This is a genomic window from Myroides odoratimimus (genome assembly GCF_001485415.1).
Taxonomy (GTDB): Bacteria; Bacteroidota; Bacteroidia; order Flavobacteriales; family Flavobacteriaceae; genus Flavobacterium; species Flavobacterium odoratimimum.
Genome location: NZ_BCMQ01000008.1, coordinates 39825 through 54497, shown reverse-complemented (window position 1 = coordinate 54497; position 14673 = coordinate 39825). Strand labels below are relative to the sequence as shown.

Here is a 14673-nt window from a genome sequence, read left to right as displayed (position 1 = left end):
TTCTTTAAATTATTCTTTATCTACTTGCCACACGTGCTTCATAATCTCTTGTGGAGCGACAACACCTGTCTGACGCCAATAGATATCTCCCTGCTTATTTAATAAAATCATCGTGGGTACAGAGCGAACAAAGAACTCTTCTTTTAAGTCCTTACACTGATCTATATTTGCTCTTATCAAATCTACTTCGGCTTCTATATCCTCCTCTATATGATCTATTATACCTGATAGTGTTCTACATGGAGCACACCAGTCAGCATAAAATTGAACTAAAACAGGACGTTTTAAATTGTCAAAGTCTATAAACTCTTCCATTTTTTGTTGTCTTTTTTTAAAATTGAATAATAACGTTGATATTTATATAGAATAAAAAAACGCTATTATTTTGACATTACAAAACTAATAGCGTTCTTATTCTTTATTCTTACTCTTATAGGAGATTTAATAGGACAAAGTACAGATTTATCTCTTCTCATCTTTATAGTTCTTATACTATCTATAAAAACAAAAATCAAAATTACTCTTACTTCAATTGTTTCCCTAGCTGCTCTGCCTTGGCAATCCACTTCACTCTCTGCTCTTCTTTAGAGTTTCTAACAATCCCAATATAAGTCACTTTTACGGGAGATACACCACAGAACTGTAGTGTTGACTTCTTTAATTGATTAACACTAGGTCTTCCATACATCAAGCGATAATACCATCCTGGCTGATCTAGCGTAGTGATAATATGAGCTGTTTTGCCTTTCAGTAATTTGTCCCATAACAAACTATTCTCTCTATACTGATACATAATACCTGGTAGAAATATTCTATCGATAAATCCTTTTAATAAAGCGGGAAGTCCACCCCACCATACAGGATGTACCCATACAAGATGATCAGCCCATTTAATATCGTCTATCGTCTTTACTAAATCTAGTTCTAGTTCCATGCGTTTCTGATAACCATACTGTAAGTTCGTATTAAAGTTTATCTTCGCTACTGTGATTTCTCTCACATCTGCTCCACTATCTTTAGCTCCTTTAATATAAGCCTCTACCAAACCAAAATTTAAAGAATCCTTATTAGGATGTCCATTGATAACTGTTATTTTCTTCATTATATCTCTTTTATTGTTATAGAGTCATATTGTTGTAGATCTGTGAAAAGTGCTTTTTCTCCGTGAAGTTGATGTGCAAAATACTGTCCAGGTAGAACTTCATTACTAAATAATACCTCTGTATGTAATACGGCTGATAAAGCAGTCAATTCTGCCTGTCCTCTATCACTCTTTAATAAAATTCTCCTTACTTGCTGAGAGCCTTTAATAATGATTTCGAATACTGAAATATCCCCTGCTCCACTACCTCCAAATATCTTTCTCCTTGCCTTTAAAGACATTCTTTTAAATACACCGAACTGTTGCATCCAGCCCAATACACGAGTTACAAACTTAGAATTGTAAGTCATCTTCACACTTACGGTAGGTACAGCTTCTACTTGATTCAAAATATATAAATCAGGAGTATCAAAGTTGTAAACTTGTCTATTTCTCAACCCGAAAGAGAAACAATAGGATTCAATATCTAAAAAGTGTAAAACTTCCTTAGGCTGATTCTTTTGATACTGAACAAAAGGGGTTGCTACATGTTCTGCCATAAAATGAGCTGAACTTTCGCCTGCTTTATCTTTTATAGAGTAATACACCATCAGCTGTACACTCTCTATTTTTTCTGTAGCAGGTACAGCAGATTTGACTAATCCAGGAACAATCCCTCCCATCCAACCTGAGCCAAATACAATACGGCTATTAAACTTAGTATATTCTGTAGTAATCTGTAATGCCTTATGTAAAGCTGGTGTTGGTTTAGTGATATCCAAATAATCTATTCCATGCTCTATCGCAAAACGAAGTACATGATCCTTCTGGTCATTAACAGATAAAATAATTAAATCGATACTTCTAGATAGAATAACTTCTAATGAAGATGGGCTATTGACATCTATCTGTACTTCTTTCTGTAGATCTTTAGGAGCTCTAGTTCCTAAGATTATATTGTATTGAGGGTTTCGCTCTTTTAAGATACGAGCTATAGTACCCCCTACTAACCCCTTACCTCCTATGATTAAAATATTATTCTGCATAATTGATTTGATTTACAGACAAAACTAATAACCTATAGAGGTCTAAATACTGGACAAATGTCTAAAAAGTAATCTCTTTTCTGATACGACTCAAATGTCTTTGGGTAATTCCTAAATAAGAAGCCAAATACTGTAGCGGAATATACTGTACAAAATTAGGGTAATATATCAATAGATTCTTATAACGTTCAGAGGCAGTCTCTCGCTGAAACTGTATCACTCTGCGTTCTAATTCTAAATACTGTTGCTCAGCAATGATCTTTAAAAAAGTAGTCCACTGAGGTAATCTATCTGCTAAGGCATCGAGATCTTTCTTCTGAATAGACCAAACTACCGCATTAACAATCGCCTGAATACTCTCTATACTCTTACCTCCAGTGATAAATGCAGAATAAGCTCCTATTAAATCATCTGGAAAACGAAAGCAGTAAGTAAGTTCATCTCCTTTTTCGTTTGCATAAAAGGAGCGAAATACGCCTGATTCAATAAAGGCTATTTCTTCACAATAGTCATTTTCCTTTACGAGATAGTCATTCTTAGCGATATTGCGTTGTACAAATAAAGCGACAATATCACCTATCTCTTCTTCTGAGAATAGATTAAAACGTTGAAAAAATATATTGAGCATAACAGATACCATATTCATGGTAAATGTAATCCTATATATGCAATATCTTATTAATTTTTATTACATTTCGCAGAATTTCATTTAGAAACAACAATACATAAACCTAACAAATATGAGAAAATTAGTTTTATCATCTCTAGTACTAGCAACAGTATTAACATTAGTAAGCTGTAAACAAGAGGTTAAAACAGAACAAGTAGCAACAGATACAGAGGCAACTACCTCTGATAATACACCTACTACTGCAATAGATACAGCAGCTGCTAAACAAGCTATTGCCAAAGAAAAAGAGGCATTAGCAAAACCATATAATGAGGAAGAAGATGGTGATGCTAAAATAACAGAACTAATCGCAAAGGCTAAAGCTGAAGGCAAAAACGTTTTTGTACAAGCTGGTGGTAACTGGTGTATCTGGTGTCTTCGTTTTAATGATTTTGTACAAAAAAATCAAGATATAAAAACTGTAGTTGATGCGAACTATGTTTATTATCATTTAAATTATACAGCTAAACACAAAAATGCTAAAGCATTTGAAAAATATGCTCCTGAAGGACAAAAATTAGGTTATCCATTCTTCATCGTAATCAATGGAGAAGGAAAAACAACTAATGTAATTTCCTCTGGTGAATTAGAAGCAGATAAAAGCTATGACGTAGCTAAAGTAAAGCAGATGTTCGTAGACAATGCTCCGAAGAAATAAAAGCAAAAGGCTGTCCAATGGACAGCCTTTATCATTTAATCTGTATAGTCTTTAGATTCGCAGATATAGGTATGGCTTTTACTTCTTGATTTACATATAAAAACAACATATCACTGGTCTTCCCTATAAGGATTCCTTCTATCACATCTCCTCCTATATACTCTATTTTAGTCGTTTCTTGTTGTAGTGTTTCAACATAAGTTCGCTTGCCATAATACTGTGCCATCAGTATAAGATACCAGATAAAAATAAAGATAAACACACCTCCTTTTATCTTTCTATACCAAGAATATTGTTCAAGATTAAATATTGATTTACTATAATTAGCAGGAAATTTCTCTTTCCAATATGCATCACCTTTAAACAATAGATAAGTAATAATCATTGTCACAATAGCAAAAGCTACTATTCTAAAGTCTGCAAAAGGAGCTATCAAAAAATCAAAAATAGAAGAGTAATCAAAAATATTAATACCAAAAGCATTGTACTTCTGATTATTAAACAACATCCCTATCCCTATAGCCAATAAATAAGCAAAAGTCAGTATAAGCTGTGCTGACTTCATTAATTTATTAACAAGCGTTTTTACTATATTTTCATCCATAAAAAGAGTTATAAGAATAACACAAAACAACTTCTCTGTTCCTATCAAATATATACTTTTTTGGCCTAGAATAAATGATAAAAAAACTTCTATTTAAATTCTTATTTATATCAAAATAATAGAAGTAATATATAGATGATATAGAAGCTAACTATAAAAGCTTACCTTTGGATAAATAGTTCATTCTATGCAAAGGTTTTAGTGTTTATAACCCATTGTTTCACTACATTTTCTATCCATGTTTGTTATTCGATCTCTTTTTATCTCTTTTCTAATGATCTTACTCTTGAATGGCTGTACAGACAAGTTAAGCAATCAAGATTACACTGATTCTTCTATCCGATGGAAAGCCTATTTTACTATAAAAGGAATCAATGTTCCTGTTATTTTCACACTAGATAGCATTCCACTTAATATTCATGGTTACCGTACTGTTTTTACAGATGGTCCAATTACAAATCAAAAAGAATATACCAAAATAGCTCGTGATAGTTTTATCAACCCTTTAGATTACAGCGGTCATATCCATCTAAAAGGAATTATACAAAGCGATACGATTAAAGGAATATTTGAAGATAAGAAAGGTAAAAATACTTTAGTTACCATCCCTTTTATAGCCTATAAGACAGAAGAACCTCGCTTCTCTATTCCAACAACATATACAACTATTAATGTAACTGGTCAGTGGGAGTTTACCTTCTCAGAACAAGATTCTCCAATTAAATTTACAGAATACTATAAAATAGAGAACTTCCATTTATTCCAAAATGAAGGTACTCTAATCGCACGTACAACAAGAAATGAAGGTTTTGAAGGTGTAATGACTCAAGATGGCTTTATCTGTTCTTCTATGTCTAAAGATAGACCTACTCTTCTTCAAACTTCCCTAATCGATACTAATTACTTAGAAGGAACTATCCTTACACCCAATGAATCATTCACCTTCACTGCTAAGCGAAAAAGTAAACTCGAAAGCACCAAAGAAAACAGTACGACTCTGTTCAAAATGCTCCGAAACTTATTCAAAGCTTATGAAGAATATCCTAAATAAAAAAGCCACTCCCAAGGAAGTGGCTTCAAACCTAACCAAACTAATAGAAAGATATTCCTTCCTATAAAAAATCAAACTTATTATTCTAATTTATTAGTCATAGAATTTATCGAAACGTGCAAATCCTGATATCTTATCAGGAAGTGTCATTCCCTTAGTAACCTTGTCTGTTTTTAGATCATAAATCCAAACATAGTTTCCTTCTTCTGCACTATTAATCGCTAAGTATACTTTCTTATCTTGAACAAAGAAACCTAGTTCATACGGTTCATCTAAAGGTAATTCTGTCAGCTGTCTTACAACTGATCTAGTCTCTAAGTCTATAATAGCGTATCTTCCATTATAACTTCCTCCTTTAGCAGGATTTCTATAACCAATAATCATTTTATTGTCTCCGATATAATTCATCGCTGTTTCAGGCTTTAATCCACCTAATACTTGCGTCAAATTAATTTCGTAAGATCTATCTAATACTCCCTCTGCTGTCTTAATTCTAAACAAATAAATATCATTACTTTCTGAATTAGTACGTGTAAAACAACTATAGTAGAAGCTGTCATTATCCTTTACAAAAGAAGTTTTAAAATAAGGAGAACCATTACTAGCTCCACTACTACGAGTGTCTGCTTCTGATTTGATTACTTTAAAGTCTGGATATGAAATAGAGGCTAAATTATAGAAATTAGGTGTCAACCATTTTGCATTTCTAAAACCGTACTGTAAATACAGCACTCCATCTATATAAGCTGCAGAACCTATTGAATAATGGTCATATCCTTGAGGGAAAGGCTCTAGACCAGACACTTCTCCTTGTTTTACTATTTTAAGATTTGTTGTATTAAAAACTGTATATCGGATGCGCTCTATATCACTTGTATCTCCAAAAAGAATCAAAGTGTTATCATCAGCCCATGTATAAGCACTCACGTCATTAATATAAGAGAAAGGCACTTCTATCTCTGTAACTAGCTTATCATTTGTATATTTAAACTTTTTAAATACTCCTTGATCTGTTTTATAGTTATAGATATACCCATTCTTAACGATATAAGAATACGTTCCTTTAGAGTTAATTTCATCACCTTCTCTATTCAGATCCATAACTCCTTGTGTCACATCATTGGTAGCTGTAATATAATGAACCGTATTAGGCCAACTTCCCAATGCTGATAATAAGAAATACTTATAATCTTTTTCTCCTTCAAAACCACCACTCTGAGATGGTTCTTTACTACATCCTATCACTGTAAAAAGCAATAAGATCATAGATAAGATTGTATATGATTTATTTTTCATCTGTAATGTCTATTTTAAAGAATATCTGAATTTGAAATAAAATGCTCTACCTTGTTTTTGAAGCTTAAAGTTGTCATAAGCAAGAGCATTTCCAATATTAGTACAATTCAAAGCAAAGTTATACTTCCCTTTTGCTATCGAATAATTGATTCCTACATCGTGTAATGTCTGGCGAGGAATCGTTGGAATATTCTTTTTATTTCCATAAGACTGCCAGTTTTTATAGAACCACTCTGTCATAGATACCCCATAAGTTAACTCAATACGAGAATCTTTTTGGAACCAATCATCTTGCCCTATACTCACATCTATATTACCATATAACCAAGGCTGGTTTGGCACTTCTTTTTTATAGGTAGCAGACTCTACATTATCACTATTATTAGCGTATTTCGTATTGTCATAAGCATAGTTATAAGTAATATTCGCCATGATATTAAGAATATTCTTATACTGGTAGTTAAATTCTCCTTCTACTCCTCTAGTGAAGATATTAGATAAGTTCTCATATTTAAAAGTACTATTGAATAAATTAGGAACTGTATAAATATAATCCTTCGTATCTCTAATATATCCAGCTGCATCAAAACGTACGAAGTGATCATCAAAACGTTGGCTATAATACACCCCTAAATTAAAGTTATTACTACTCTCAGGGCGTAGAGCTAAGTTACTAGTAATAGACACACCATCACCAAATATTTCTTCTGGTTCTAATAAACGGAATGACTTTTCAAAAGAAGCTTTTAAACCTAGTTCATTGGTAATTTTAAAAGTACTCGCTACACCATATCCCCAATTTCCTGATTGATTTTTAACAGGGACATCCTTACGTGTAGAAGAGTCAAAGACAGTCTTATCTAAATCAACTAAGTAATACTTTCCAAAAAACACATTAGTCCATCTCTTATCAAACCAATCTTGTTGATAGTTAATAGAGAAAATCTGTTTTGTCATTTTCGTAGGATAAGCATCTTCTCTCTTATCGTATAATAAATTATAAGATTGATTCTTCACATAATCTAACATATAATTAAAGTTAAACTTGTGAGAATCACTTAATCTATACTCTGTAGTTAATTGAGAGAATACACGATCTCTGTGTTGTCTACTTAAAGAAGGGTTAGAAAGTTCACTTCCTGCAGCAGGAACATAACTTCCGTCCCAACTGTATTTTCTCATTAAAGTATCCGTTCCTTTTTCTAGACTCTTAGAATACCCTAAATAATAATTGATATCAAAGCGATCGTTCAATAGATCTTTCTTCTTATATTTTAAAAAGTAATTATTCGCATCTCCTTCTCTCTTCACTCCTCCATACACAATCTCTTGATTAGATCCTGTCTGAATTTGTTTATCAAATAAAGAATGTGACACTCCTACGAATAACATATCTGCCCATGACTTATCCTCTATTCCCAACTCTGCCATTACAAATAAAGATTTGTAGCGATCATTGAAACGTTTTACATCTCTATACTCATACTTCTCAGCTTGGGGATTATAGATCTTCATATCACGCATCTTATAATCATTATCTGAGTAATTATAAGCACTATTCAGTCTCATGATAATTCCAGTACCCTTATCTTTTAATTGTCCATTTAAATTAACTTTATGGGTATTAAAAGATCCTGTCATATAACTTGCATCTAAATAATCTTTAGAACTACCATTCGTAATAATATCCACTGCACCTCCCATGGCATCAGTACTCAAATGAACAGGAACAACTCCTTTATATATCTCTACACGTTGAGCCATATTAATAGGAAGTGTATTCATATCCACTCCTTTACCTAACATCTCTAACGGAACTCCATCTACAAAAAACTTAACTGCTTTTCCGGACATCCCGTTTACAGAAAAATTATAATCAGACCCTACACCACCTTGTTGTCTAACTTTGATACCGCTACTTTTATTCAGTATTTGATTTAAATCATAAGTACTATTAGCTATCTTTTGCATATCCACAGCACTTACTGTAAAAGCTTGCTCTTTTAAAGCATCTACTTTACCTTTTACACTAACCACAACATCATCTAATACAGAAGGCTCATCTTGCATAGTAATACTCAATGATTTTGGGCTTGTATTAAATTGAACAGTTCTGCTCTCTTCAACCATACCTACGTAATTAAACAGTATTGTATGTTGTCCTGTTGTGTGCTGTAATTCAAACTTCCCATCTAGATCTGTCTGAACACCAATTGTACTTCCTTTAATAGAAACAGATACTCCTATAATGGGAGTTTTCTGTGAATCATAAACGATTCCTTTTACTTTACCTACAGTTCCTTGAGCATTTACTAAACAAGGTAACAGAAGTAGTAAAAAACAAAAAAATACTTCCTTAAACGGTCTCATTATTTAAATTAATTTTAAATAACAAAAGTATTGGTCATGTTAATAAAAACCAAAGAAATACAACTTTATTTTTAACGAGTCTAATTAGATTATTTGTGTTGAATCATAATAATCACAATATCAACAAATTAACAAATAAAGACACCATCATTTCTATCTTAAGAACATAATGACATAATTATTCAACTTTCTCATAACAAACTAGATAACAACTAAGCACTAAATACAGTTCATAAAAAAAGCGTAGCCATCGCTACGCTTTTACGTCATATCTAAGTTTATTTTACTATCGACTCATAAATTACCTTCTGAATATCTTCTCTAATATTAGCCTTAGATAGATTATTCACATTACTATCAGGATAAGTTCTATTTGATAAAAATACAAATACTAAATCTTTATCAGGATCAGCCCAAGCCATTGTTCCTGTAAACCCTGTATGTCCAAAACTAGACATTGAAGCACATCCACATGTTGGACCAGGAGAACCTGGCTTTTGCGGTTTATCGAATCCTATTCCCCTTCTACTACCTTTACTACAATAAGCACACTCATTAAATGTATTAAAAGTATCTTCCGAGAAGAAACGATCTCCTCCGTATTCCCCTTTATTCAGATATAACTGCATCATTTTAGCTACATCTAACGCTGATCCAAACAACCCTGCATGTCCAGCAACTCCACCTTGCATAGCTGCTCCCATATCATGCACATATCCTTGTACAGTAGTGTAACGGTAATAATTATCTATTTCAGTAGGAGGAATTACATTCAAGTCAAATTTACGCAATGGTAAATAAGTTAAACGCCAAGCTCCCATCTTATTATAATACTCACTTTCCACTACTTGATCAAGTGTCTTGTGATATTTACTCTCCACAAATTCCTTCATCATAATAAACCCTAAATCACTATATTTATACTCCTTTTTAGATAATTTAGAATCTGCTATTTGTTGTAGGATTTCATTTGTATACCCTTTTTTAATATATAAATTCTCTGACACTTGAGTAGGATACTCTGGAGTGTAAAAGAAACTATATAAACTCGGATCAGGTCGATTATTCTCTGCTAGTGTACGTTTATAAAAAGGAATCCAAGCTGGTAAACCTGACTGATGTGTCAACAAATCTTTAAAGGTAATATCTTCTTTATCTGTATGTTTAAACATCGGTAACATCTGTCCTAGTTTAGTCTCCATTCTCACTTTATGATCATCATACATCTTTACCAATACTGGCAACGTTCCTAAGATCTTAGTTAAAGAAGCTAAATCATATAAGTCTGTATTTAAGACCTTTGTACTACCATCATAATTATGATATCCAAAAGCTTTTTGGTATACTACTTTGCCATGACGAGCCACTACTACCTGAATACCTGGTGTATATTGTTTATCTATTGCTCCTTGAGCAATGGCATCAATTCCCTTTAACACATCAGGATCCATCCCTTCATTTGCTGCAGTAGAAAAACCTAAGCGATCAATAGCTTTCGTTTTAAGTCCTGTACCAACAGCGAAAGAACCACTGATAGAAACTGGTAACTTTCCTTTAGCTCCTATAGCCCCAAATAATACTTGAGCGGCAGCTTGCTGAGCAAATTTATTATTCTGATACCCTACTAACACAGTATTTACTTTATCTAAAGGCATTGACTCAAGCGCATACGGTTTAGCAAAAGATACTAACACAGTATTCTTTCTAGCGACTAAATTACGTAAAATTGCCTTCTCTGTGTCTGACATATCGTGCTTACGCCATGGATTATCAACCTTGTGATATCCTACAATAATAGTTGTAAACGCAGAAAGGTCTTCTAAGCTATCTCCTGTAATTTCTGTTACATCATCATAATTTTGTAACATATTTAAGAAGTGACTACCATCATCATCTCCTAACTTTACATAAGCTATCTTTTGTTTTTCTAAATGTTTAAAAGGAACTAACCTATCTTCATTCTTCGTTAAAGTCATTGCTTCTTCGTACAACTTCTGATTTAAATCATCGTAAACTGGAGCATTCAAATCCTTAACTAAGCTACCTGTTTCAATAGCAGAGAACTTCGTCATACCTGACTTGTACTTATATGCCAAAACCTTCTTTACTGAATGAGAAAGGCGTTCTTCTGATATTTCTCCTGCATTATAAGCAGCTAATATATTCGTTAGAGCAGTAGGTACATCTTCAGAGAAAAGTAATAAGTCATTTCCTGCTTTAAAAGCGGCTAAATCTACTTCTCCAGGTTTTAAAAAACTTGTTGCTGCTTTCATATTTAAAGCATCAGTAAAGATCAGTCCTTCAAAACCTAACTCCTCTTTCAACAACTTCGTTACAATATTATGAGATAACGAAGTAGGAATATCATTAGGTTCATAAGCGGGTAAATTTAAGTGACCTATCATCACACTAGACAGCCCTTCTTCAAATAACTTTTTATACGGATAAAATTCAACTCTATTTAAGCGCCCTTTATCAAAGTCTATTACAGGCAATTTGTGATGTGAATCTGTAGAAGTATCACCGTGTCCAGGAAAGTGTTTTCCTGTTGCGAAAATATCTTGACTCTGATATCCCTGCATAAAGGCACTAGCGCGATCTGTTACTATCTCTCTCGTCTCCCCAAAAGAACGCACTCCGATAATAGGATTCTTTGGATTAATATTAATATCTAATACAGGCCCAAAGTTAAACTGCATACCTAAGCGTTTGGTTTGTTTAGCCATCGCTTCTCCCACTTGATAAATCAAGTCCATATCTTGAACAGCACCCAATGTCATATTATAAGGGAAACGATAAGTATCTTCTAAACGCATACTCAGTCCCCACTCTCCATCTATACCCACTAACATAGGTACCCTACTTAAAGTCTGTAAACGATTAGTCATTTCTGCTTGACGAACAGGTCCACCTTGAAAGAAAATTAATCCTCCAATATGCTGTTCTTGCACAAGTTTCTCTAAACTCTGTACATGAGCCTCATTTTTATTAGAGTAAGCTGCAACCATAAACAGCTGTCCTATTCGCTCCTCTAAATTCAACGTATTATATACACTATCTACCCATTGTTTCTGTCTAGCTTGATTAAACTTAACCTGTCCAAACGCACTAGAAGCCACAAGAAGTAGTACAACAGTCAATCTTTTCATTAGTTTTTATTTTAGGTCAAAAAAAAATCACCATCAAAAGTCTATTTGATGGTGATTTTGATATCGTAAATATAAATATTAGAATCTATTTAAAAAAACGTGAATGCCAACTTTCAGATGCTGGAACTTCCCAAAATTCTCTAAACTCTCCTAAATCATTCACTAAATTATTGAATACAATCGTATTAGCTGATACAGACTTAGACTTTACTAAATCTTTAAATTCTAATAAAGTTTTAAAAGCAATGAATTCTCCTGTTTTATAAGTAACATTCATCTTATCTAGTAAGTCCACATTATACTTTTGTTCAATATCTTGAATCACACGAACTGAAGCATCTATTGAACATCCTGAAGCAGGGTGTATATCTTGATCCACTGCTAGCACTATAAATCTATTGTAAAAAATCTTATAAGAAGATGCTAATGGTGTAGCATGGGCAGCCCATTCTTCTGTAAAAGCTGCTAACTCCTTATCTATATCTTGAACCTCTTCATCTGAGAACTTACGATTAGATTGGTAAATCCAAACTCTCGAATGATCAGGCATTTCTTCAAATGGTTTAAACATATTTTATAAATCTTCTGCGTTTGCAATTAACTCAGCTACATCTAACACTTTTACTGAGCTTTCTTTTTCTTTAAACTTAACCCCATCTGTAAGCATTGTGTTACAGAAAGGACATCCAGCAGCGATAATCTCTGCATTAGTTCCTATAGCCTCCTCTGTACGCTCTACGTGTACTTCTTTATCACCGTGTTCTGGTTCTTTAAAAAGTTGAGCACCTCCAGCACCACAGCAGAAACCATTTTGTCTAGAACGCTTCATTTCTACTAACTCTGCATCTAATTTTTCAATCAATTGACGCGGAGCTTCATAAACTTGATTAGCACGTCCTAAATAACATGGATCGTGGAAAGTAATTCTCTTTCCTTTAAATTGCCCACCTTCTATAGTCAATCTTCCATCATCTAAAAGTGATTTCAAAAATTGAGTATGGTGTACAACTTCATATTTACCACCCAAATCAGGGTATTCATTCTTAAGTGTATTAAAGCAGTGAGGACAAGCAGTTACGATTTTTTTAATTTCATATCCATCTAATACTTGGATATTCATCATTGCTTGCATTTGGAATGCAAATTCATTCCCCGCTCTCTTTGCTGGATCCCCAGTACAACCTTCTTCTGTACCAAGTACAGCAAATGATACGTTTGCTTTATTTAATATCTTTACGAATGCTTTTGTAATCTTTTTTGCTCTATCGTCAAAACTTCCTGAACAACCTACCCAGAATAACACTTCTGGTTGTTCTCCTTTTGCCATCATTTCCGCCATGGTAGGCACTACTAAATTTGCTGACATAATCTTGTGTTTATTGAGATAATCCTAAAAAAGGATTATGATAGTTAATGTTTAGTTTTCGTCTTTCCAGTTTAATCTGTCCATTTGGCTATATTGCCATGGAGCAGCATTATTCTCAACATTTTGCATCATGTTGTTTAACTCTACAGGAGCGGCACTCTGTTCCATCACTAAGAAACGACGCATATCCATAATAATAGAAAGTGGACTAATGTCTATAGGACATTCTTCAACACATGCATTACATGTATTACAAGCCCACAATTCTTCTGGTGTAATATAGTCATTTAATAATGTCTTACCATCATCAACAAACTGACCATTATTCGCATCTAATATCTTACTTACATCCTCTAAACGATCACGAGTAGACATCATTATCTTACGCGGAGATAGTTTTTTACCTGTTATATTCTGAGGACAAGAAGAAGTACAACGACCACACTCAGTACAAGAATAAGCATTTAATAACTGTACCCAATTTAAATCCATTACATCTTGAGCACCAAATTTCTCTGGTTCTCCTACAGGTTCTGCTGGTGCAGCGTATGGGTCTGCATTAGGATCCATCATTAAAGAAACTTCTTTCTTAACAGACTCTAAGTTATTAAACTCTCCTTGAGGTTGTAAATTAGCATAATATGTATTTGGGAATGCTAAGAAGATGTGTAAGTGTTTTGAATAATATAAATAATTCATGAACAACATCACCCCTACTATGTGTCCCCACCAACAAAAACGCTCAATGAATGCAACTGTTGCAGGATTAACTCCGTCAAATATAGGGCTGATAAAACTAGAAATAGGAAATGATCCTACTGCTGTATAATGTGTATAACCAATACTCTGAAGATAATAATCTGCAGCATTCATGATTAAAAAGAAACACATCAACACTGTCTCAATGTAGATAATATTATTCGCATCGCGCTTAGCCCAACCTTCCATTTCTGGTTGATTAAAACGTCTAAGTTTAATTATATTTCTACGAATCCAGAATACAACAACTCCAAAGATAACTAAGAAAGCTAGTACTTCAAAAATTCCAATTAATGCATCATAGCCTACACCTAAGAAGCTAAACACTCGATGTGTACCAAACAAACCATCAACGATGATTTCTAACATCTCAATATTAATAATCACAAAACCTACATATACAAAAATATGTAAGATAGCTGGGATAGGTCTTTTCACCATCTTAGACTGTCCTAAAGCTACGCGGATCATGTTTTTCCAACGAGCTGAAGGATTATCTGTTCGATCGATATCTCTTCCTATTTTGATGTTGCGGATTAGCTTCTTTATATTTTTGATAAAGAATCCAAACCCAACAACTAAAAGAAGTAAAAATAATACTTGGCCTAAATACTCCATAGTCG

Annotated in this window: 13 protein-coding genes; 2 read left to right on the top strand and 11 right to left on the bottom strand. The window is 33.4% G+C overall.

Going from position 1 to position 14673, the window contains the following annotated elements; translation table 11 throughout:
* Positions 1-9: 9 nt before the first annotated feature.
* The 4 genes from MODO_RS09690 to MODO_RS09675 form a co-directional block, all read right to left on the bottom strand.
* The gene (locus MODO_RS09690; protein ID WP_006259188.1) at positions 10-315 is read right to left on the bottom strand and encodes a thioredoxin family protein; all 306 of its coding nucleotides are present in this window, start codon (positions 313-315) and stop codon (positions 10-12) included.
* Between the two features lie 208 nt (positions 316-523).
* Positions 524-1102: an NAD(P)H-dependent oxidoreductase gene (locus MODO_RS09685; RefSeq protein ID WP_006259189.1), complete on the bottom strand. Its 579-nt coding sequence runs from the start codon at positions 1100-1102 to the stop codon at positions 524-526.
* On the bottom strand, positions 1102-2127 hold the full coding sequence (locus MODO_RS09680) for a saccharopine dehydrogenase NADP-binding domain-containing protein (RefSeq protein WP_006259190.1): 1026 nt from the start codon (positions 2125-2127) through the stop codon (positions 1102-1104). The genes MODO_RS09685 and MODO_RS09680 overlap by 1 nt, the downstream gene beginning before the upstream one ends.
* Positions 2128-2188: 61 nt before the next feature.
* Positions 2189-2773, bottom strand: coding sequence for a Crp/Fnr family transcriptional regulator (locus MODO_RS09675; protein WP_006259191.1), 585 nt, complete (start codon positions 2771-2773; stop codon positions 2189-2191).
* A gap of 94 nt (positions 2774-2867) precedes the next feature.
* Here MODO_RS09675 and MODO_RS09670 point away from each other — a divergent pair, with 94 nt between their 5' ends.
* The gene (locus MODO_RS09670) at positions 2868-3455 is read left to right on the top strand and encodes a thioredoxin family protein (RefSeq protein WP_006259192.1); all 588 of its coding nucleotides are present in this window, start codon (positions 2868-2870) and stop codon (positions 3453-3455) included.
* Positions 3456-3486: 31 nt separating this feature from the next.
* Here MODO_RS09670 and MODO_RS09665 read toward each other — a convergent pair whose 3' ends face one another.
* Entirely contained in the window at positions 3487-4107 is a 621-nt protein-coding gene (locus MODO_RS09665) for a hypothetical protein (protein ID WP_006259193.1), read from the bottom strand.
* A 190-nt stretch (positions 4108-4297) separates the two neighbouring features.
* Here MODO_RS09665 and MODO_RS09660 point away from each other — a divergent pair, with 190 nt between their 5' ends.
* The gene (locus tag MODO_RS09660; RefSeq protein ID WP_235811659.1) at positions 4298-5110 is read left to right on the top strand and encodes a hypothetical protein; all 813 of its coding nucleotides are present in this window, start codon (positions 4298-4300) and stop codon (positions 5108-5110) included.
* A 93-nt stretch (positions 5111-5203) separates the two neighbouring features.
* On the opposite strand, the gene MODO_RS09655 is transcribed toward MODO_RS09660, so the two are convergent.
* From MODO_RS09655 to MODO_RS09630, 6 genes are all read right to left on the bottom strand, one after another.
* A complete protein-coding gene (locus MODO_RS09655) occupies positions 5204-6406 on the bottom strand; it encodes a DUF4374 domain-containing protein (protein ID WP_006259195.1) in 1203 nt (400 codons plus the stop codon).
* 9 nt (positions 6407-6415) lie between these two features.
* On the bottom strand, positions 6416-8776 hold the full coding sequence (locus tag MODO_RS09650) for a TonB-dependent receptor (RefSeq protein WP_006259196.1): 2361 nt from the start codon (positions 8774-8776) through the stop codon (positions 6416-6418).
* A gap of 278 nt (positions 8777-9054) precedes the next feature.
* On the bottom strand, positions 9055-11925 hold the full coding sequence (locus MODO_RS09645; protein WP_006259197.1) for a serine hydrolase domain-containing protein: 2871 nt from the start codon (positions 11923-11925) through the stop codon (positions 9055-9057).
* 85 nt (positions 11926-12010) lie between these two features.
* The gene (locus MODO_RS09640; RefSeq protein WP_006260980.1) at positions 12011-12496 is read right to left on the bottom strand and encodes a hypothetical protein; all 486 of its coding nucleotides are present in this window, start codon (positions 12494-12496) and stop codon (positions 12011-12013) included.
* Positions 12497-12499: 3 nt separating this feature from the next.
* Positions 12500-13291 carry a (Fe-S)-binding protein gene (locus MODO_RS09635; protein ID WP_006259199.1) on the bottom strand — a complete coding sequence of 264 codons (792 nt, stop codon included), beginning with the start codon at positions 13289-13291 and terminating at the stop codon, positions 12500-12502.
* A gap of 51 nt (positions 13292-13342) precedes the next feature.
* Positions 13343-14668 (bottom strand): 4Fe-4S dicluster domain-containing protein, encoded by a 1326-nt coding sequence (locus MODO_RS09630; protein WP_006259200.1) that lies wholly within the window; start codon positions 14666-14668, stop codon positions 13343-13345.
* Positions 14669-14673 lie beyond the last annotated feature (5 nt).

Excerpts from the sequence above, each read along its gene's own strand:
- MODO_RS09675 (WP_006259191.1), bottom strand. The coding sequence starts at position 2,773 with ATGAATATGGTATCTGTTATGCTCAATATATTTTTTCAACGTTTTAAT.
- MODO_RS09645 (WP_006259197.1), bottom strand. The coding sequence starts at position 11,925 with ATGAAAAGATTGACTGTTGTACTACTTCTTGTGGCTTCTAGTGCGTTT.
- MODO_RS09660 (WP_235811659.1), top strand. The coding sequence starts at position 4,298 with ATGTTTGTTATTCGATCTCTTTTTATCTCTTTTCTAATGATCTTACTC.
- MODO_RS09650 (WP_006259196.1), bottom strand. The coding sequence starts at position 8,776 with ATGAGACCGTTTAAGGAAGTATTTTTTTGTTTTTTACTACTTCTGTTA.
- MODO_RS09635 (WP_006259199.1), bottom strand. The coding sequence starts at position 13,291 with ATGTCAGCAAATTTAGTAGTGCCTACCATGGCGGAAATGATGGCAAAA.
- MODO_RS09680 (WP_006259190.1), bottom strand. The coding sequence starts at position 2,127 with ATGCAGAATAATATTTTAATCATAGGAGGTAAGGGGTTAGTAGGGGGT.
- MODO_RS09655 (WP_006259195.1), bottom strand. The coding sequence starts at position 6,406 with ATGAAAAATAAATCATATACAATCTTATCTATGATCTTATTGCTTTTT.
- MODO_RS09690 (WP_006259188.1), bottom strand. The coding sequence starts at position 315 with ATGGAAGAGTTTATAGACTTTGACAATTTAAAACGTCCTGTTTTAGTT.
- MODO_RS09685 (WP_006259189.1), bottom strand. The coding sequence starts at position 1,102 with ATGAAGAAAATAACAGTTATCAATGGACATCCTAATAAGGATTCTTTA.
- MODO_RS09670 (WP_006259192.1), top strand. The coding sequence starts at position 2,868 with ATGAGAAAATTAGTTTTATCATCTCTAGTACTAGCAACAGTATTAACA.
- MODO_RS09640 (WP_006260980.1), bottom strand. The coding sequence starts at position 12,496 with ATGTTTAAACCATTTGAAGAAATGCCTGATCATTCGAGAGTTTGGATT.
- MODO_RS09630 (WP_006259200.1), bottom strand. The coding sequence starts at position 14,668 with ATGGAGTATTTAGGCCAAGTATTATTTTTACTTCTTTTAGTTGTTGGG.